Origin of the sequence: Micromonospora sp. WMMD710 (genome assembly GCF_029626045.1) — a bacterium.
GTDB lineage: Bacteria > Actinomycetota > Actinomycetes > Mycobacteriales > Micromonosporaceae > Micromonospora.
Genome location: NZ_JARUBD010000001.1, coordinates 4,545,690 through 4,564,022, shown reverse-complemented (window position 1 = coordinate 4,564,022; position 18,333 = coordinate 4,545,690). Strand labels below are relative to the sequence as shown.

Sequence of the window (18,333 nt, the reverse complement as noted above, 5' to 3'; positions counted from 1 at the left end):
GTCCGGCGGGTCGACGCCGCGCTGGCCAACCTGTCCTTCGACGGCGACGTTATCGTCGCTGACCAGCGCCCGGTCCGACGACCCCGAAGCCATCGACGGATCGCCCCGTACGGCGACGGTGTCCAGGCTGGCAGACCGTCGGGCGCTGTCGCTCTAATCGCTCGGCCTGGCCACCGTCCTCTCCCCGCAGCCCGGTCACTGGACTGCGCGGCCAGGCCAAAGGACCACCACGTTCAAGGTTCGCTGGACGCCCAGATCGCACGCCAGCTTCCTCGCGTGCCGCCCGCCAGAAACTCTCACGCCGTCCGGTCAACCGGGCGGCATCACCTGTTGTGGAGGAACTCCGTGAATCGCTCGACTCTCATCGGTGTTACCAACCCAGAGGGTGCCTTCGCCGCCCGGCTACTGCACCTCGACCATCCGCATGCGGTGCTACCGCTGCTGCGCACCGTCTGGCAGTCGACCCTCGACGGGAACACCGCAGCGCTGGCCGACGTGATCCTGCGCGACGACTGGGCTCCGCCGCAGTCGCAAACAGCCCTCGCAGTGTTGGCGGACGCCAAGCAATCGGCGGCGGGCATCGACCACTACGCCGACCCGCATGACGCCATGTACCGCGGGCACATTGATGCACCTGTCGAAGATCGTCTCGAATGGCTATACCTCGTCGATATCGCCACCGACTCGGTACAGGTATACGAGGCGACCCGCCGCGGACGGTGGCTGCGACACAGCGTCGTTCCGCTCGATCCCGACGCCGCCGAGCCGGTGCTGGGCTGTGGCGGCTACGCACGGCACGGGCACCAGTGGGACCGGATGCACCTGTGGCTGCCCCACGCTCGCGAAGGCTTGGACGCCGAGATCTGCCTCGGCCACCACCCGCATGCCACGCCTGTTCTGCGATTCACCGATGCCCTCGCTCAGCAAATCTGCGCAGCCACCACCGCCTCGACCGAAGGGCGGGACGGGCCACGCGATGCGCAGCTGCACCGGGTGGGGATCGAGTTCGACCTGATGTGGCCGCACCGGTGGGGGCCGCGCCAGCGGCACCGGCTGCGCCGCGATGCCCACGGGCTGTTGTTACTCGACAACGTGCCCAACTGGTCGTGGCGGCTCCTGCCCACCTCGAGCAACGGGGCGAGCCAGTGACCTACCAGCCTGGTGACCCGCGTCGCCCTGCAACACCTGGCCGACCCGCACACCGGGCTGCATCCCGCAGCGCAGGGCACGGTGCGCCGCTACAACCCAGACGGCCAGGTCCTCAACGTCACCTGCGACGGCGGCTGCCCACTATTACTTCGCTGGGCAACGGCGCAGAACCATCAACCGAAGGGGAAGGCTCATGATTATGCGAGCCCAGGAGCAGATCCTGCACCGCATCGACCAGCACACCACCTCCGATGAGGACAGGCTCGGCTTCCGCCGTGACCTGCTGATCAACGCCCTCGACATCGACCACGCCCGCCCGTTCCTGCAGCCCGACATCACCGCGCAGCAGTGGAACCGCCACCGCTGGGATAGTCACGCCGGCCCCGAAGAGTATGGCCGCAACTACCTCTGGTTCGCCGTGCACAAGATCCTGGATCACCGCAGTGGATCCGCAGGACGCGCGGTCAACAAGCTCACCGAACTGGCCTGGCTATTCGGCCGCGACGACGTCGTGACCGCCATGAACAGCGCCGCCTACCCGATGTACGGGGCCCCGAAGATCACCGTGTTCGCCGATGGGCTCGGCTGGCCCCTGCACAGCCTCGCGCACGACCCCGACTGGCGTGACGCCTTCATCCGCATGGCCGCCGGCCTGCCCTGCAGCCCCGACGGCTGCGTTCGGGGATGCGAGGAGTAACCCCGCCCCGGCACGACCCGCTCACCACGTGGCTCACCACCGGCCGCGACCCGAACCCGGGTCGCGGCCGGATCTCGTTTCCCCTCTTTTTCGAAAGGACCACCTGAAGTGACGTCTCAGCCGCCCTCACCTGAACCCGCCGGCTACATCCTGCGCCTGCCGCCCCTGCCGCCGGCAGCGCCCGTAGACCTCGACGCCTACAGCCACGATCCGGGTAGCCCGGTCCTCGACCGCGCCGCCGTCGAATACCGCTTGGCCGGCCGCGGCGAGAGCGGCAGCGCCATCGCCGTCGGCGACCTCGTCCAACCAGTCGGCGAAGCCACTCGACAGCGGGTCACCGCCGTCGACCACCAGACCGGCCAGATCACCATCACCAGCGACAGAGACACGCCCCGCACGCTCGCCGGTCGTGATGTGGAGGTCGTCAGCCGCGCCGCGCATCCACCGGTGCCCGACGACTTCCTGGAAGGGTTCAGCCTGGATCAGGCGCGGGAGCGTGTTACCGACATCGCCTCCGACTACGGCAGATATCCCCAGTACACGAAGGACTACTTCGCCGACTGGGTGTTCGGCCGCGTCGTGGCCGATATCCACTGGCGTAACGACCCCGCCGCGCCGGTGGACTTCCCCGCCGGGCAACGCGTGCTCGTGCGTCCCGACAACCGGCCCGTCTACGGCGCGACCAACCCGCCCACCCTGACTGCCTACTGCACCCGCGGCCCCCGACCTGGCATCCCCACCGCGGTCTGGCCGCATCAGATCCGCCTCGAAGGCTGACCGCCGGACACCCGACAGCCAGCGAACCCGCCGCCCGGACAGATCGAAACCGTCGCGCCGACGCCGACCGCGGACACGGGCCGGCACCCGCACGCCGTCGACGTCTCCCGTCAATGGCACGCCGCCGCCCCGATCCGGCGATGACGGCTATTTCGAAGAAAGAGAACAAATCATGATCAAACGCTCGCTGCATGAGATCGGCGATCGGCTACATCCGCTGCGCGACTTGCGGGGCAGGGATCCGTTCGGGATCCGCCGGGAGATCCTCCTGCAGGCGCTCAGCTACGAAGACGCCCGAGCGTTGCTCCCCGACGGGGTAGACGCGCGGCAGTTCGACCATGAGCGGTGGGGTGGGCACCGTGACCCCGAGGCGTACGCCCGCTCACAGCTCTGGTCGGCGGTGCTCAACACCCTGGCTCATCGCAGCCGCTGGGCGGGCCGGTCGGTTGACCAGCTCAACGAACTGGCCTGGCTGCTCGGCCACGACGACGTCGTCGCGGCCATGGACGCGGCCCCCTACCCGATGTACGGCGCGCCGAAAATCAAGGCATTCGCCGATGGGCTCGATTGGCCACTGGGAAGTATCGGCGACAACGGCCGGCGGATCTTCGCGCGCATGGCCGACGGCCAGCCATGCGATCCCGATGGCTGCAGCTCCGGCTGCGAGGACTAGACGCCGCCGACGCCACCACCTCTGCGGCAAGCCCGACAACCACCCCAGGTGAGAGACGGCGCCGACCATCTGCCGGGCCGAGCCTGACCGCCGTCGCCAGTACCAACCCCGACCGAGGTCTGCCTGAACCGAGGCCGGGCGCCGTTTGCGATCCCGCCGTGGAAAGGCACGCCGCCGCAGAACCGCGCTGAGCGCATCGACCATGTCGCCGTCGTCGCGGGCTTCAACCCGTGACAAGGCATGGCGGCGTCGGCGCGCCCCCTTACAACGACTCCGCAGCGTTTCCGAGCTAAGGACAACGACAGTGAACAGTCCAGACAACAGCACAACCGGGGGCCACCCCAATGACGGCAACTCTCAACTACACCCGGCGCAGCCCGAGTTCCAGGCGGGCGATCGGGTGATGCTCGAGCACACCGATGACCCGCACACCGGGCTGCTGCCCGGCGACACGGGAAGCGTGTGGCGCTACGAACCGGGCCAGCAGGTGCTCGACGTGCAGTGGGACAGCGGCTCACGGCTGTCGCTGCTACTGAACAAGGGTGACCACGTCCGCGGGCTGCCCGACGCCACCTGGCAGCGGGTCCTCGACGGCCTGCGCGCCGCCGGCACACAGGCCGGCCACGACGCCGCAGGCACCTGGGTCGAGTGCACCCTCGCCCATCGGGCCAGCAGCGACACGACGGCGACCGCCCGAGAAGTCCTCGCCAGCATCGAAGCCGACGACGGGCGAGACATCGAAGGTCTGCCTTTCCCGGACCGGTACGACGGGGGACAGGACGCCATCCGGTATGCCCAGCACGCCCCGCCCGGGGCAGCCCGGTGGGAGGACCTGTTGGGGTGGCAGCCGGAGCAGACACGGTGGTCATGGTGCGACGGGTTCGACACCGCCGTGACGACCGACGTTGTCCGGCAGTGCCGCATCATCCTGCACCCGGACGGCGACGAGCGGGACCTGCGCCACGTGTACCCCGAGCATGTGCGGCTGGGCGGGGTGGGGGTGTTCGCTGGTGACTGGGCGTGGACGCCCAACGCCGCCGGGGACATGCGCATCGGGGTCGGATTCGTCGGCACCCTGATCGACACCTGGAATGGGTGGGCGGTGTTCCGCTGCGCCCGGGAGGTCGCCGAGGCGATCGTCGCCGACCAACAGGCCCATCGCGACCAGTTCCGCCAGCAGCTCGCCGCCGCGGGCGTGCCGGAAGCGGATCTGGACGCTCGGGTGGACGAGTCCATGGGTCGGATGGCATTCGACGGGGACGTCATCGTCGCCGACGACACCCGCGTGCAAGACGACCCGGATGCGATCGACCGTATCCACCCCACCGACGACGGCCAGTACGTGGTGATGGGTTGGAACTGGACGTGGATCGCGGTGCACCCGTACGACTGCGACCGCATCGTCGGCGCCATCCCGGATCCGCTGCCGCACCCCAGCAATCCTGCTAGTGCCTCTGCCGAAGGCATGCCTCATGCCTGACGAGAGCACCCACGACGACGGGGAGCGCACGCTGCAGGCTGGGGAAGTCGTGACTGTCGGACCGGACCTTGTCGATGAGATAAGCGTGTACCTGTACGTCGTCATCGACGGCTTCAGCGAACCCTTGTACACCGTCGCCCGTCTCGGCGGTGACGGATACCAGTGGCCCAACATCGATCGCGGGCAGCTCCACCCGGTGATGCCGCAGCGGATCACGCGCGTGCACGACGCGTCCGGCGAGCCGGCGTACGTCGCAGGCTGACGGCCGGGCGGGCCGTGATCAGCCAAGATCCGGCCGCCAAGGGGTGACACCCGCGAGTGCGAGAGACCCCTCCCGACGCCAAGCGCGTTCGCCCGAGGCGAGTGGACCGCTATTCCGCGGTCACCACCCAGGCGATGGGGGAGTGGCCGACGAGTAATCAACACCGCTGCGGTGCACAGCCCCCTACCCACCAGCCGTGACAGAGCTGCCCCCGGACGCGCATCGACCTGCGCCGGGGGCAGCTCTGTCACCTCATGAAAGGACCATCCTGATGGCAACCAAGACGGTTGTCGTGCTCACCGACGACCTCGACCACAGCACCGAGGACGTCAGCACGCATCGCCTCGCCTTCAACGACGTCGAGTACGAGATCGACCTGGCCCCGCACAACCTGCAGCGGCTGCGGGAGGCCCTGTCCCCCTACGTCGAGGCAGCGCGCAGGCAGCCCAAGCGGCCCACCAGCCAGCGACGCGGCCCAAGTCCTCGCGCCGGCTACCCAGCCGATGTCCGCGCATTCTGGGAAACCAACGAAAAGCCCCTGCAGCTCCCCCCGCACCGCAGGCACGGCCCGATCCCACCGGCGGTTTACGACGCCTACCGCACCGCTGCCGCCCGCACGACCGGTCAGGGGACACGCTGATGGCACACCAGCTCTTCGCCGTCCTGGTACGCGCCGGCGCGACCGTCGCCAGCATCGACGCGCACCTGGTCAAGCCGATGCGGCTCGTGAGCCGTGAGCACCGCATCGATGGCTACCGGCTGGGTGGGCAGGTCACCGGAGCCTGGGACCCCACCTACGACCCCGCCGCCGACCCGAGCAACTGGCACACCTGCGACGCCTGCCGTGGCACCACCCAGGTTGGCGGGGCCACATGCCTCGCGTGCGCCGACGCCGCGCAAGCCGGCCGTCGGCCCGGCACCGTCGTGCCCTGGAGCTACACCGACTGGGCACCGTATCCGGGCGACATCGTGGCACTGCCGAGGCTGCTCCATCCCGGCTGGCGGTTCCCGCCCGGCCGCACACCGGTGGCCTGGGTCGACCTGGCCGGCGTCGTGTGGCTCGACACCGACCGGGCGATCCTCACCCGCAGCGACGGCGGTGATGTGCCACCGCGTCTGCGGACGATCTTTCGGGACCTGCTGAACGGACGTCGACACCCCGACCCGACGGTGCTGCCCGCAGTGCGCCGACCCACCGCGGCCGGCTGGCCCCTGCCCGCGGGACACCTCGGGCGCCTTCAGCGACGCCCGGTCCGGTTCCGTGCGGCGGATTGGTCGGTGGCGGTCGTCGATGCCCACTCCTGACTACCAGCCACCGCGCGGCAGCGCCGCCGTGTTCTCCGGGCCGTGGCTGCGCTACCAGACGAGTCGCCATTCGCACCGCTACCAGGAGGGCTACGCCGCGACATTGATCGGCTGGTGGAACGGCGTCTGCGAGCTCAGCATCGACGCCGACGTCGCCCGGGCACTCGCTCGCACGTTCGCCGAGATGGCCGAGACCGTCGGCGGTGACTGGCACACCGTCGACTTCGACGGCGACGTGCTCACCATCGCCCGACCTCTGTCCCTCGGCGGCGGCGTTCACCTCGCGCAACCCACCGGCGGGCGCTACCGAATCGGCTGGGGGTTGCCCTGGATGCCGGTAGATCCTCGGCGCTGCGACCGGGTGGTCGGACATCCCGAAGCCTGACCCGCCGACCGGTTGCGGTCTGAGCACGCCACCTCGCTAACCCTTCTGACCAGCAGACGACCGGTTCTTCGAATGCGTAGAACCGGCTAACTGTCGCGGTCCTCCGCTACATCCGATTTCCGTCTCCGCTGCGCGGATTTGCACCGCCCGCGCATCCCGGAGACGGGTGCGCGGGCTCCACCCCTCATCGATTGGGAGGACCCGCATGGATCCGACTACCAGCCCCACGTCGTCCACGACGACCGGTGACCGGCGTCCCGGCTACCTGTACCACAAGGTCGCCGCGCATCTGGCCGCTCACCCCGATCAGGTGTTCGCCGTCGGCGAGCTGACGAAAGCCCTCGCTGTTCCCTCGACCGGGGCGGTGTTCGAGGCGTTGAAGAAGATGGCCAAGGCCGGGTACGCCACCCACCTGACCGGCCCGCACCGTTTCCAGATCACTCAGGCCGGTATCGACGCGGCCGGCACCATGCCGCCGCCCGCACCACGATCGGCGCCAGGTGTCCGGGGTGGGTCAGGCCGGCGGCAGCCGGTCACCCGCCCCAACGGGGACCTGTACTTCCCCCGCAAACTCGCCGGGGCCACGGACGTGGACGTGCTGCGACGGTTGCGCGACAAACGCATCCCCGTGCTGCTCTACGGGCCGCCCGGCACCGGCAAGACCGCGCTGGTCGAGGCGGCATTCCCGGACCTGCTCACCGTCGCTGGCACCGGCGACACCGTCGTGGAGGACTTCCTCGGCAACTTCATCCCCCTGCCCGACGGCGGCTTCGAGTTCGCCTACGGCCCCCTTGTGCAGGCGATGCGCGAGGGCCGTGCGCTGCTGGTCGACGACGCCACCCTCATTCAGCCGAAGGTCCTCGCCGTGCTCTACCCGGCCATGGACGGCCGCCGTGTCATCACCATCCCCGGGTTCCGTAACGAACGCGTCGAAGCCGTCGAGGGGTTCTACCTCGTCGCCGGGCACAACCCCGGCGTGCACGGCGCCATCCTCACCGAGGCCCTCGCGTCGCGCTTCGACGTGCACATCGAGGTCACCACCGACTGGGACCTCGCCCGCCACCTCGGCGTCCCCCGACCCGCCGTCGACGCCGCGATCGCCCTGAACACCGACCTCACCGCAGGCCGGATCGGGTGGGCGCCGCAGCTACGCGAGCTGCTCGGCTTCACCCGCGTCAGCAAGACCCTCGGCTCCGCGGCGGCGGTGTCCAACCTCATCGGCCGCGCACCCATCGAGGACCGCGAGCAGGTCCTCGCCGCCCTCAAGGCGCAGTTCGGCACCGAGATCACGCCGCTGACTCTCGGCAAACAGCGCTGACCTCTCAACCGAAAGGACAAGATCAATGCCCAAACCCTCCGCCCACCGGGGCTCCGGCTCCGGCACCTCAGCCGCCAACGCCCCGGACTGGCTTGCCTGGAGCGACGCCTGGACCCGGCACGTCCCGGTCCTGACCGGCCGCACCGACCTGAGCGTCACCGTCGCCCCCGGCGCGGGCGGCGGCGCCCCCGCCTGCTTCTACCCCGACGCCCGTCGCATCGAGGTCGACGCCACCCACATCGGGGCCCCCGACATCACCGACCCGCGTCGCGCCGCGCACAAACGCCTGGTGCCCACCGCCTACGGACTGCTCGTGCACGAAGCCGCCCACGCCACCCACAGCCTGTGGACGGCCCCTGCTGGCACGCCGCCGATTGTCGCCGAAGTCGCCGACATGCTCGAGGAATCCCGCATCGAGAACCGCCAACGCTCCAGGCGCCGCGCGGATCGGCGGTGGCTGCGCCACACCGTGACTGCCCTGCTGAACCCCGGCGACGCGCCGGTGGACGACGCCTGGCACGCCGGCAACCTCGCCGCCCTGCTCCTGGCCCGGGTCGACGCGCGCATCATTACCGCGAAGGACATCAAAGGCGTCCGCGCCGCCGTCACCGCCGTCCTCGGCCGCCAGAAACTGCGCCAGCTCCGCGACGTGTGGCGCCAAGCCCACAGCACCGACGACACCAACGCCACGGCGATGATCGACCTGGCGTGGCGGTGGTGCCGCATCCTCGGCATCGACCCCCGCCAGCAGCCGACGCCACCCGAAGCCGATCCCGGCGAGTTCGCTGGCCAACTCGCCCAGGCCCTCTCCGACTACCTCGCGCACACCGCCGGCCTGACACCCTCCGAATACACCGCCCAGCAGAACGAGGCGCGACACGGGGCGCCCGCCTGGTGGACGCGCCGCGACCCGAGCGACGCCGAGCGGGCCGCCGCCCGCCGGCTCGCCGCCCGGCTGCGCCAGGCCCGTACGCACCAACCCGAACCCGACACCCGGCCCAGCCCGATACCGCCCGGACGACTGCGTACCCGCCACGCGATCACCGCCAAAGCGCAGATCGCCGCGGGCAGCATGCCCACCGCCACCCCGTGGCAGCGCCGCGCCCAGATCCCGCCGCCGAAGCCGACCCTGCACCTGGCCGTCCTCGTCGACACCTCAGGCTCGATGCGCGCCTACGCCGCACCGATGTCCGCCGCCGGCTGGATCCTCGCCAGCGCGGCCGGCAGCAACCAGGCCAGCACCGCGATGATCGGCTTCGGCACCAGCGCCGCCCTGCTCGTGTCGCCCCGCCAACGGCCCACCCAGGTCCTGGAGATGTCAGCGCTCGGAGGCACGACGGCGTTCCTCGACGCGGTCAAACTCGCCGATGAGGTGCTGCGCCTGCGCCAACCAGGCCGGCTGCGGATGCTCGCTGTCGTCTCCGACGGCGAACTGCCCAACACCGACGCCGCGCAACGGCTGATCACCACCCTGCACCAGTCCGGCTGCGCAGTGCTGTGGCTACGCCCCGCCGACCAGTCCGGCCACACCTTCACCCACACCACCACGCTCCTGGTCGACGACCCGATCCAGGCCGTCGACGCCATCGCCGACGCCGCCATCACCGCGCTCGAACAGGCCTAACCACCGAACGCTCGCTGCGGCTGCCAACGCCGACCGCGAACGGCTGCTCAACCGGATCGCGGCGCCGCTTGCCTCGGTCACCGCCCGCACCCCTCGACGGGCCACGAAACCGCACCCAACCAAGCCTGCACGGACGGCGATGACAACGACACCAAACGGTGCCCCGGTGCAGCCCCTGGCCGCGATCGTCCCGTACGGAGTCGCGGCCCACCTCACCAGCGCCTTTGTCTCCTCAATGACCCCGCACGTCCAGTGATTTCGTCACCAGGATCGGAGAAAGATGTTCACCCCACGACAACAAGCCATTTCGTACTGCCTGCATGGCATGGACCAGCACGCTGACCGCGCCTACCCGTGGCCCGGTCCGACCGTGTTGGCCGTGCTGCGGGAAGCCCCGGTCCCCGGGCACCCCGACCCGACCGCCCGGCACGTCGGCGTGGCCACCGCGCCATCCGCGGCAGCGAACGAGGCGAACACCGACGACCCCGTCGCGGTGCTGCGTCACGCCGCCGCCGAGCTACACAGCCCAATCGTGCAGGCCAACCTCGTCACGGCCACCGGCCCGGTCCGCATCGTGGCCTGGGTGTTCATGCACGCAGCCGTCACCGACGCCGTGGACCCGCCTCAACTGGTCCGCTACGTCGAGGCGGTGGACGCCGACGGCACCGCCTACGTCCTCACCCGCTTCCGCGACCAACCCGAAGGGCTCCTCGCCATCGAGGAGGACCCGCAGGCCGGCGCCAGTGAGGTGCTCGACCTGCTGCGCTCGCTGGCACGGATGCTGCGCCCTGGCACCTGAGCGGCCCTGGCAGCCGCTACACCCCACCGCGGATCCGCATCAACACCTGAGCGGCCCTTCACGGTGAACCCGTCCCGTACACCTGCTCCCGTCGCGCCCACCGCGAGACACACCCACCAGGTCGCCCCGTGGGCGCTGACCTGACCTGAACCGCACCGATTACGGCCGATGCCCGGCCACCTCGCGCACTACGCGCACCCGCCCGGGCACGGCCGTACGGCCGTGTCCGGGCTTCCTTTCGGAAGGAAACCCAGATGACACAGCCGAACACCCCTGGCGCAGAATTGCCCAGGGCATTGACCGCCCACGGCGGGACGCGACCGCGCGTCGCGGTCGTCGGTGGCTCCCTGACCGGTGCCACCTGCGCTTTGCTCCTGCTGCGGGCCGGCTTCCCGGTCACCGTCTACGAGGCCGCCCCCGCCGCCGCGCCGCGCGGCGGCGGACTAATCGGCCTGGAACACCCCGCCCTGGACGTCCTCGACCGCATCGGCATCAGCCAGGACGAGATCATCGCCCACCCCTCCGAGATGGTCCTGGAAGTCACCGTCCGCGACCGGCAGGCCATCCACACCGCCCGTCGCCTATATCCGGGCCGCAACACCACCTGGTCGCTGCTGCACCACGCCCTGACCCGCCGCCTACCCGCAGGTGTCCTGCAGCCCGGACACCGCGTCACCGGCATCACCGAGCGCGGCGGGCACCCGCACCTGCTCTTCGCCGACGACACGAACACGCCTGCGGATCTGGTGGTGTTCGCCGACGGCCGCACCTCCACTGGACGGCGGCTCCTCGACCCCGCGCGGCAGCTGCGCTACGCCGGCTACGTCGCCCACCGCGGACACGCCGCCAGCCAGCTTGTGGCGGTGAAGAACTTCTTGCGCCTGGAACCCGGGCCCGGATGCCAGTACAACGTCGCCCCGATTCCCGGTGGCCTGGACTGGACGCTGTACCTCACCTGCAGCGCCGCCGACTACGCCCACTGCTTTGGCGCGCCGCCGCAGCGGCGCGCGTTCGCGCTGCCCCATCACGTCTCCGAGACCGCCCGCGCGCTGGTCGACGCCCATGCGGCCCGGCTGCTGCCCGCCCCGCACGCCGCGACCGTGCACACGACCACCGTTCGGATGGCCGCGCCGGTGATGGACATCGACCTGCCCACCCGCATGGTCTGGCCCGTCGGCGCCGGTTGGGCGGTGCTGGTCGGCGATGCCCTCGCCCCCGTGCGCCCCCACACCGGCAGAGGCGCCAACAACGGCATCGAGCAGGCCGCCGCTCTCACCGTCGCCCTGACCCAGCACCACCGGTGGGGTGCCGACCTGGCCACCGCCCTTGACGGCTGGCAACGCCGCCAGCTTGACGGCGTCGTCGCCGCCGTGCGGCAAGGGCCACGCCTCGGCGCCCACCTAGGTACCACCCAAATCTAACCACCCGCACCGACAGGAGCCCTTCGATGGCACTGCACCTGTACTTTCCGCTGCCCGAGACGCTGCGGCTGGCCGAACACGCCGTCACCGCCAGCGAGCACATCCCCAGCCTCACTGAGACTGAGTTCGGGGTCGCCTGCCCGGGGGCGTTGGAGTGGGTCCACGACGACGGCGTGTACCTCATGTCCAACGGCCTTCCCCGACTGACCGAGCCGGAGCGGCCCGGCGCGAACCTCACCGTCTACGCCCTCGGCTGGGACCCCCGCCTCGACGGGCGCCGCACCGACCCCGACCTCGGCGGCGACGACTTCGTCGAGCACCTGCACCTCACCGAGAAGCCCGGTGCGCTGATCGAGGAACTGCACGGCGCCCGCGCCGCGGGCTACCAGTGGCTGGACCTGATGGTCGAAACCGGCACCTTCACCTACCGGTTCACCCGCACGCCACGCCTCGCCTGACCGAGCCGCCGGCGGCCCCGCCGCGAGCAGCGGCGGAGCCGTCAGCGCCGCTACACCGACCAGTCCCCATCGACCACAGCAGCCTTCCCACCTAGCTGATCCGCGACCGAACCCGGTCGCGGATCTTCCCATTTCTGCGGAGGAAATCTCGTGTCCGACCCCACCCACGCCACCGGCACCCCCGGTACGACAGCGGCCTCATCGAATGGGACCGCGGCGGACGCCGACAGCTTGGCCTACCCCATCTCACCGGAGTACGTGAAGTCGTGGACGCCTGTGCGGGCGATCTCCGAACTGATCGCCAACGCCCTCGACGAAGACCCCGACGCGGCAGCCAGCTGGGCCGACGGCGTCCTGACCATCGCCGACAATGGCCCCGGCATCCCCGAGGAGGGACTCATCCTCGGCATGTCCAGCAAGACCGACGAGCAAATCGGCCAGTTCGGTGAGGGCAAGAAACTCGCCTGCCTCGTGCTGGCCCGCAGCCCCGAGATCGGCGCCGTGCGGTGCGAGACCGTGTCCTACGGGTTCGTGCCCACCGTCGAGCGCCGCAAGCTCCTCGGCGGACTCATCCCGTCCCGCACGCAGCAGGGCAGCGAGGTTCTCGTCTACCATTTCCACCCCAACACCCGCACCGGCGGCACCGTGTTTACCATCGAATGCTCCCGAGAGCTGGCGCGGGAGGCCATCGGACGGTTCCGCGCCCTGGCCGAGCCCGGCTACCAGCCACCCGCCTCGCCCGGGGTGTGCGTGCGCGACGGCGAACCAGGACGGGTGTGGATCGGCGGAGTGCTGGTTACCCGCATGCCCAGCCTCCTGGCCTCCTACGATCTGTCGCTGGACCACAAGGCGCTGCAGAACCGCGACCGCACCGTCGTCGAGGCCGCCGCGCTGCGCACCGCCGTCCGCGACATCCTCGCCAGCAGCGACGACCCCTCACTCATCGGCATGTTCGCCCGGCACGTGCTCAGCGGCGGGAAACTCCGCGAGCAAGAGCAGTTCTTCACCGAAGTGCGCTTGCCTCGTCCTCGCGCCGCGTGGCGGACCTGGGGACGCGCCCACCTCCCCGAGCAGACCTACTACACGATCCCCGGCGGTGAGGAGGCGGCACTGGACCTGAAGGACAACGGCTACACCGAGCTGATCACCCCCGGCCTCGCCGGCCACCAACAGGCCGCCGTGATGGGACTGCTGGGCGTGGAGATGGCCAGAGCCAGCCAGCAGCGCCACTACGCCCGCAACCGCAACCGCACCAGCTGGGTCACGCTCAAGGCGTTGACCGCCGTGGAGCGCGATTCGCTACGTGAGGGTTGCGAGCTGGTGCGCCGCGCGATCGGCCCGTTCGCCCTGGACCGGGTGAAGGTGTACGACCACAGCGACGAGTCACCCTGCGCCGAAGGCTTCTACCGGCCGCTGACCGGAGACGTGGCCATCCACCGCGACGCGCTCACCGACCGGCACCGAACCCTGCTGGTGCTCCTGCACGAGGCCGCGCACCGCGTCGCGCACCGCGGCGGCGGCCATTGGATACCCGTGCAGGACTTCTACGACCGTAGCCGCGGCTTCGAACAGATGCTCTCCGACTTCGCCGCCCGTCTGCTGGGCCAGCTCGCCGACGGCAATGGCCTACCACCTCTCGACACGGAGTCCGTCAGCGCTGATGGTCAGCACGGCACCTCGAAGGCCACCACGTCCGGCAGGCGGGGCCGCCACTGGCGGGCTGACGACCCGAGTGTGCCGGCTGTTCGCCGCGAACTGGCCCACCTGCTGCTAGACCAACTCCCGCAGGCCCTGAACGCTGGCGGCTTCCGCGACGCGAAAGACCTCGTCGCCTCCACCGCCGTGTACCCCGGCTACTGGCGGGTGCTCACCAACCCCCGTCCCGTTGGCTACCGTCCGATCCGCGGTGACCAGGCCGGCGACTATGACAACGTCGCGCTGCTCGCCGAAGCCGCCGGACTGCGCCCTCCCGTGGTGTGGCTGGGCTACCACCTCTGTGAAGGCCCCCTTCGCGGACGTCGACGCGAAACGTGGGGCCGACCCGGACCCTGGACCCCCAAGACCCGCGCCGATATCGCACGCGTCTGCGCCGACCTGACCGCACTCGGCGGTCCCTACGCCGAGCAGGTACCCGCGCTGAAGGCTCTCGCCGACGGCACTACCGCCGCTCCGCTCGACGACGACACTTGGCACCAGCCCGCCCGCGTTCTCTTGGCCGCCGAACGCCGTCGCCTCAACCTCAGCACCACCTGACCCAACCCCGCCCCGATCAGACCTCTGGGGGCGGTGTCCCACGGACACGCCACCGCCGCCACGCGGGCGGCACCAATTCGGCCGGCAGAACACTCAACGGTGACTTAGCAGGTTAGTTGGCGGACCGGGTTGGTCAGCACCGGCTGCCGAGTTGAGCAGATTTCTTGGCACCTTCTAGCAGGCAAGCCGTATTGGTAAAGCTCAGCGTTGCTGAAACGCCAACATGCTGATCGTCGTGCCAGCTCCGGCCCGTGTTGAACGACGAGGTCGAGCATTGTGCGCCAAGGAGCCTGCCCCATCGCCAACTATGGCGCTCGGTGACAAGCAATCGGTCCTGCCCTTCGACGGCATGTAGCCGTGACGACTTGATCTATTGGGCAAGTCGAGCGTCACTCGTTGCGGTCGTCGCCCCGACATATCCGACAGGGTCCTTTACTCCTGTTGGTCGGGGCGGCGGCCACCCGAGTCGTCTCCGCACTGAAGGGCAGCCCTGATGTCACCGCAGCACCGTCACGCCCTACCGCACAACGTGACCGACGCCCTGTTGTGGCTTCTCGCCACCGACGTAGCCGATCAGCACCTGCAGGACCCCGATCGGCCTGGTCGCTGCGTCAACCTGCGCTGCAGGCGGGAAAGCTACCCGTGCCCGCCTCTGCAGGATGCGCGTTGGGCGCTGCGTGCCGCGACCCGCCGTACCCCGGTCGCCCGAGGTCGTGCGCGGGTGGTAGCCACGGTCGCTGCCGCAGCCACCCGATTTGCCGGCTGGTTCTCACCCACCCAGCCCGTAGGCCCCAGACCAGCCGTCAACGCCGAAGCGTCGATGCCGCTGCGGCCCACCGTCACCGTGTCGGCGGCTTGACGAACCCAGCCCTCACGTACGAGCGAGATGCCAACTAACCCGCCCCATCCGCACCCCATTTCACCGGCCACTGGAGCCGATGGTGCCGCTGGCTCGCGAGCAGCCTTCTGCCACCGCTTCATCGGCCGAGCCCTCGCGCGCCGATCCCCGCCGCCCGAACTGACCACGTCCGTTACCGGGCCACCACCACTCGACGTTCCTGCCCATCCAGCGGCGTCCCGATCCCTCGGGCTGCCCGCCAGAGCTCTGGAGAAGGTCCATGACCACACCAAATCCGCTGCCCAGCGACGATCCCACACGCCAGATGTCGAACGTCCTCGTCGCGGCACGCCATCCAGCCGACGCCACCCCGATGAGCGCGCCCGGATGGTCAAGTAACCACAGCGTCGGCGGCGGCGATGTCGCCGCTGGTCTGATCGTCAATCATTTGCCGGATCCCGTCGGCTGGCAGCGCCTCGCCATCCCCGCCGCCGTCACCGCCCTGCGGGCCGGCGGCCGGGGACAGATCCACGCCGCATGCGGCACTGGGAAGACCGTCACTGCCGCGCACATCGCCGCACAGCTATGCCCACCTGGCGGCTACGTCGTCATCGCGTGCCCATCAGTGGCGCTGGTGGCTCAAACCCTCGCAGTCCTTGGGCACTCCAACGGTACGGCCCTCGCGGTCTGTGGCGATGACACCGTTGCCGACACCGCCGCACACACCAGCGACCTGCCCGACGCCGTCACCGTCACCACCGACCCGGCCACGATCGCCGGCTGGCTACGTGCCCCTAGCCGCAGCGCCCGGCTGATCGTCACCACTCATCGCTCCGCAGGCCTGCTCGGCGGAGCGCTGATCGCCACCGGCATCGCTGCCGATGTCCTCGTCGTCGATGAGGCCCATCACAGCGCCGGACCCGACGACAAACTGACAGCGTTGCTGCACCACGATCAAGGGTTGCCCGCTGTCCGCCGCCTGTACCTCAGCGCCACCCCCCGCACGGGCGATCTCGACGACGAGCACCTGCTATCGATGGATGACACCGAGGTGTTCGGGCCGGTCCTGCACCGGTACACCTTCGCCCAGGCTATCGCCGACGGCTGGCTTGACGACTACCGCATCGCCGTCGTCGGTGTCAGCCGCGCCGAGATTCTGCCCCTGGTCCGCGACCTCACCGGCACTCGCGACGCAGGCCGCGGCGCGGACGGGCCACTGCGCACCGCGATGGTCGCCACAGCCCTGGCCCGCGCCGCCGCCGAATTCGACCTGCGACGCACCATCGTCTACACCCACCGCGTGGCCGACTCACGCGCTTTCGCCGCCGCCCTGCCCGTCACCCTCGCCGCGCTGTCCGAACCCACACGCCCAAACATGGCGCTGACCTGTCACCACGTCGATGGCCGACACAGCACCGCCGCGCGGCGTGCGTTTCTCAGCGACCTCGCCGACCCGCCGGACAATGGATGGGCGGTGTTGTCCAACGTCCGCTGCCTCGGCGAGGGCATCGATGTCCCCGCCGTCGACTCCGTCGTGTTCAGCCACCCCAAGACCTCCACCGTCGACGTCGTCCAAGCCGTCGGGCGTGGGCTGCGGCGTAACCCCACCGGCAGTGGTGTCGCCACCGTCCTGGTCCCGGTCCTCGTCGGTGACGACGCCGCCGTGGACGCTCAGGCCGACGCCGACGGCTACAGCACCATCTGGCAGGTCGTACGCGCCCTGCGCGCCCACGACGAATCCCTGGCCATCGCCCTCAACCGGCAGCGCCAGTACCTAGACGTCACCCCCGTGTTGCCTGAGCAAGTGGTAGTCCGACTTCCCGACGGCTACGACATCGATCAGTACCTGCAACACCTCACCGTCCGGCTGATCACCGCCACCACCTCACCGTGGTGGGAAGGCTACGGCGCCGCCGTGCGCTACCACGCCACCCACGGTCACCTCTATCCACGCGTCGACCACGTCACCGACGACGGATACCCGCTCGGCCGATGGATCCACCACCAACGCAAAGCCCGCCGCACCAAGACCATCGCAGCCGAACGCGTTCAGGCCCTCGACACCCTCGGCATGCTCTGGGACCCCAGAAGCACCAACTGGGAAACCGGACTGCAGCACGCCGCGGCCTACCGCGCCCAGCACGGACACCTTCGCGTGCCACCGGACCACACCACTATTCATGGCTATCCCCTCGGCAGTTGGGTTCGCACCCAACGCCGTGCCCACCGCTCCGGTCGCCTCGACCCCGATCGCAGCGCCGCTCTAGAGCACCTCGGCATCGAATTCGACCCCTACCAGGCAATGTGGGAGCGAGGCATCACCCACGCCATCGCCTTCCACGCCCGACAAGGGCACCTCAACGTGCCGCAGCACCACACGGAAGCGGATGGCTACCGCCTCGGGCAGTTCATCGTCGCGCAACGCATGCTCCGCAAGCGCGGCACCCTGACCGCCGAACGGATCACCGCCCTCAACGCCTTGAACATGATGTGGGACATCAGAACCCACAGCTTCGCCGTCGGTCTCGCCCACGCCCACGAATACCACCACCGTTACGGCACGCTACGCATGCCCAAATCGGCCGAAACCCGTGACGGCTACCGCCTCGGCAACTGGGTCAAAGAACAACGCCGCAGGCTCCGGGCGGGAAAACTCACGGCAGACCGGATCGCGCAACTCGACGCGATCAGCACAACCTGGCGCTCCTAACCACCCAACAACCCACACGTCACCACCGAAAACCCGCCTGCTTGCCAACGGCTAGCTCGCATCCACCCGCGCAACTCAAAACTGAACCGACACCACCACCTCCGCCCACCGCACGATCGCGCTTCAGGGATGCGGCCAGCGGTCGGAGTCGGGATCGCTCGGTGCCCGCCAACCTCGCGACAGC

At 69.8% G+C, this 18,333-nt stretch carries 16 protein-coding genes; all 16 read left to right on the top strand.

The genetic code is table 11. From position 1 onward, the window contains the following. Nucleotides 1-345: 345 nt before the first annotated feature. The 16 genes from O7620_RS21000 (at nucleotide 346) to O7620_RS20925 (ending at nucleotide 18,149) form a co-directional block, all read left to right on the top strand. The gene (locus O7620_RS21000) at nucleotides 346-1,149 is read left to right on the top strand and encodes a hypothetical protein (RefSeq protein WP_278124603.1); all 804 of its coding nucleotides are present in this window, start codon (nucleotides 346-348) and stop codon (nucleotides 1,147-1,149) included. Nucleotides 1,150-1,348: 199 nt separating this feature from the next. Next, nucleotides 1,349-1,846, top strand: a complete 498-nt coding sequence (locus O7620_RS20995) for a hypothetical protein (protein WP_278124602.1) — start codon at nucleotides 1,349-1,351, stop codon at nucleotides 1,844-1,846. A 108-nt stretch (nucleotides 1,847-1,954) separates the two neighbouring features. After that, a complete protein-coding gene (locus tag O7620_RS20990; RefSeq protein WP_278124601.1) occupies nucleotides 1,955-2,623 on the top strand; it encodes a hypothetical protein in 669 nt (222 codons plus the stop codon). Nucleotides 2,624-2,795: 172 nt separating this feature from the next. Next, nucleotides 2,796-3,296: a hypothetical protein gene (locus O7620_RS20985; RefSeq protein ID WP_278124600.1), complete on the top strand. Its 501-nt coding sequence runs from the start codon at nucleotides 2,796-2,798 to the stop codon at nucleotides 3,294-3,296. A gap of 304 nt (nucleotides 3,297-3,600) precedes the next feature. Then, nucleotides 3,601-4,776: a DUF4314 domain-containing protein gene (locus O7620_RS20980; RefSeq protein ID WP_278124598.1), complete on the top strand. Its 1,176-nt coding sequence runs from the start codon at nucleotides 3,601-3,603 to the stop codon at nucleotides 4,774-4,776. Beyond that, nucleotides 4,769-5,038, top strand: coding sequence for a hypothetical protein (locus tag O7620_RS20975; protein WP_278124596.1), 270 nt, complete (start codon nucleotides 4,769-4,771; stop codon nucleotides 5,036-5,038). The genes O7620_RS20980 and O7620_RS20975 overlap by 8 nt, the downstream gene beginning before the upstream one ends. Before the next feature lie 271 nt (nucleotides 5,039-5,309). After that, nucleotides 5,310-5,678, top strand: coding sequence for an Lsr2 family protein (locus O7620_RS20970; RefSeq protein ID WP_278124595.1), 369 nt, complete (start codon nucleotides 5,310-5,312; stop codon nucleotides 5,676-5,678). Further along, complete coding sequence (locus O7620_RS20965; RefSeq protein ID WP_278124593.1) at nucleotides 5,678-6,343, top strand: hypothetical protein; 666 nt, start codon at nucleotides 5,678-5,680, stop codon at nucleotides 6,341-6,343. Before O7620_RS20970 ends, O7620_RS20965 begins: the two co-directional genes overlap by 1 nt. Continuing rightward, nucleotides 6,330-6,728 carry a hypothetical protein gene (locus O7620_RS20960; RefSeq protein WP_278124592.1) on the top strand — a complete coding sequence of 133 codons (399 nt, stop codon included), beginning with the start codon at nucleotides 6,330-6,332 and terminating at the stop codon, nucleotides 6,726-6,728. The genes O7620_RS20965 and O7620_RS20960 overlap by 14 nt, the downstream gene beginning before the upstream one ends. A 205-nt stretch (nucleotides 6,729-6,933) precedes the next feature. Then, nucleotides 6,934-8,046: an AAA family ATPase gene (locus O7620_RS20955; protein WP_278124591.1), complete on the top strand. Its 1,113-nt coding sequence runs from the start codon at nucleotides 6,934-6,936 to the stop codon at nucleotides 8,044-8,046. A gap of 25 nt (nucleotides 8,047-8,071) precedes the next feature. Then, on the top strand, nucleotides 8,072-9,670 hold the full coding sequence (locus tag O7620_RS20950) for a VWA domain-containing protein (RefSeq protein WP_278124589.1): 1,599 nt from the start codon (nucleotides 8,072-8,074) through the stop codon (nucleotides 9,668-9,670). A 325-nt stretch (nucleotides 9,671-9,995) separates the two neighbouring features. After that, nucleotides 9,996-10,469: a hypothetical protein gene (locus O7620_RS20945; RefSeq protein ID WP_278124588.1), complete on the top strand. Its 474-nt coding sequence runs from the start codon at nucleotides 9,996-9,998 to the stop codon at nucleotides 10,467-10,469. A gap of 254 nt (nucleotides 10,470-10,723) precedes the next feature. Beyond that, nucleotides 10,724-11,890, top strand: coding sequence for an FAD-dependent monooxygenase (locus tag O7620_RS20940; RefSeq protein ID WP_278124587.1), 1,167 nt, complete (start codon nucleotides 10,724-10,726; stop codon nucleotides 11,888-11,890). Between the two features lie 26 nt (nucleotides 11,891-11,916). Next, nucleotides 11,917-12,348 (top strand): DUF3085 domain-containing protein, encoded by a 432-nt coding sequence (locus tag O7620_RS20935; RefSeq protein WP_278124585.1) that lies wholly within the window; start codon nucleotides 11,917-11,919, stop codon nucleotides 12,346-12,348. A 150-nt stretch (nucleotides 12,349-12,498) separates the two neighbouring features. Next, nucleotides 12,499-14,601, top strand: a complete 2,103-nt coding sequence (locus tag O7620_RS20930; protein WP_278124583.1) for an ATP-binding protein — start codon at nucleotides 12,499-12,501, stop codon at nucleotides 14,599-14,601. Nucleotides 14,602-15,719: 1,118 nt separating this feature from the next. After that, the gene (locus O7620_RS20925) at nucleotides 15,720-18,149 is read left to right on the top strand and encodes a DEAD/DEAH box helicase (protein ID WP_278124581.1); all 2,430 of its coding nucleotides are present in this window, start codon (nucleotides 15,720-15,722) and stop codon (nucleotides 18,147-18,149) included. Nucleotides 18,150-18,333 lie beyond the last annotated feature (184 nt).

Bases quoted from the DNA above. Each gene is read 5' to 3' on its own strand.
- O7620_RS20995 (WP_278124602.1), top strand. From the start codon at position 1,349: ATGCGAGCCCAGGAGCAGATCCTGCACCGCATCGACCAGCACACCACC.
- O7620_RS20985 (WP_278124600.1), top strand. From the start codon at position 2,796: ATGATCAAACGCTCGCTGCATGAGATCGGCGATCGGCTACATCCGCTG.
- O7620_RS20975 (WP_278124596.1), top strand. From the start codon at position 4,769: ATGCCTGACGAGAGCACCCACGACGACGGGGAGCGCACGCTGCAGGCT.
- O7620_RS20970 (WP_278124595.1), top strand. From the start codon at position 5,310: ATGGCAACCAAGACGGTTGTCGTGCTCACCGACGACCTCGACCACAGC.
- O7620_RS20965 (WP_278124593.1), top strand. From the start codon at position 5,678: ATGGCACACCAGCTCTTCGCCGTCCTGGTACGCGCCGGCGCGACCGTC.
- O7620_RS20960 (WP_278124592.1), top strand. From the start codon at position 6,330: ATGCCCACTCCTGACTACCAGCCACCGCGCGGCAGCGCCGCCGTGTTC.
- O7620_RS20955 (WP_278124591.1), top strand. From the start codon at position 6,934: ATGGATCCGACTACCAGCCCCACGTCGTCCACGACGACCGGTGACCGG.
- O7620_RS20950 (WP_278124589.1), top strand. From the start codon at position 8,072: ATGCCCAAACCCTCCGCCCACCGGGGCTCCGGCTCCGGCACCTCAGCC.
- O7620_RS20945 (WP_278124588.1), top strand. From the start codon at position 9,996: ATGGACCAGCACGCTGACCGCGCCTACCCGTGGCCCGGTCCGACCGTG.
- O7620_RS20940 (WP_278124587.1), top strand. From the start codon at position 10,724: ATGACACAGCCGAACACCCCTGGCGCAGAATTGCCCAGGGCATTGACC.
- O7620_RS20935 (WP_278124585.1), top strand. From the start codon at position 11,917: ATGGCACTGCACCTGTACTTTCCGCTGCCCGAGACGCTGCGGCTGGCC.
- O7620_RS20925 (WP_278124581.1), top strand. From the start codon at position 15,720: ATGACCACACCAAATCCGCTGCCCAGCGACGATCCCACACGCCAGATG.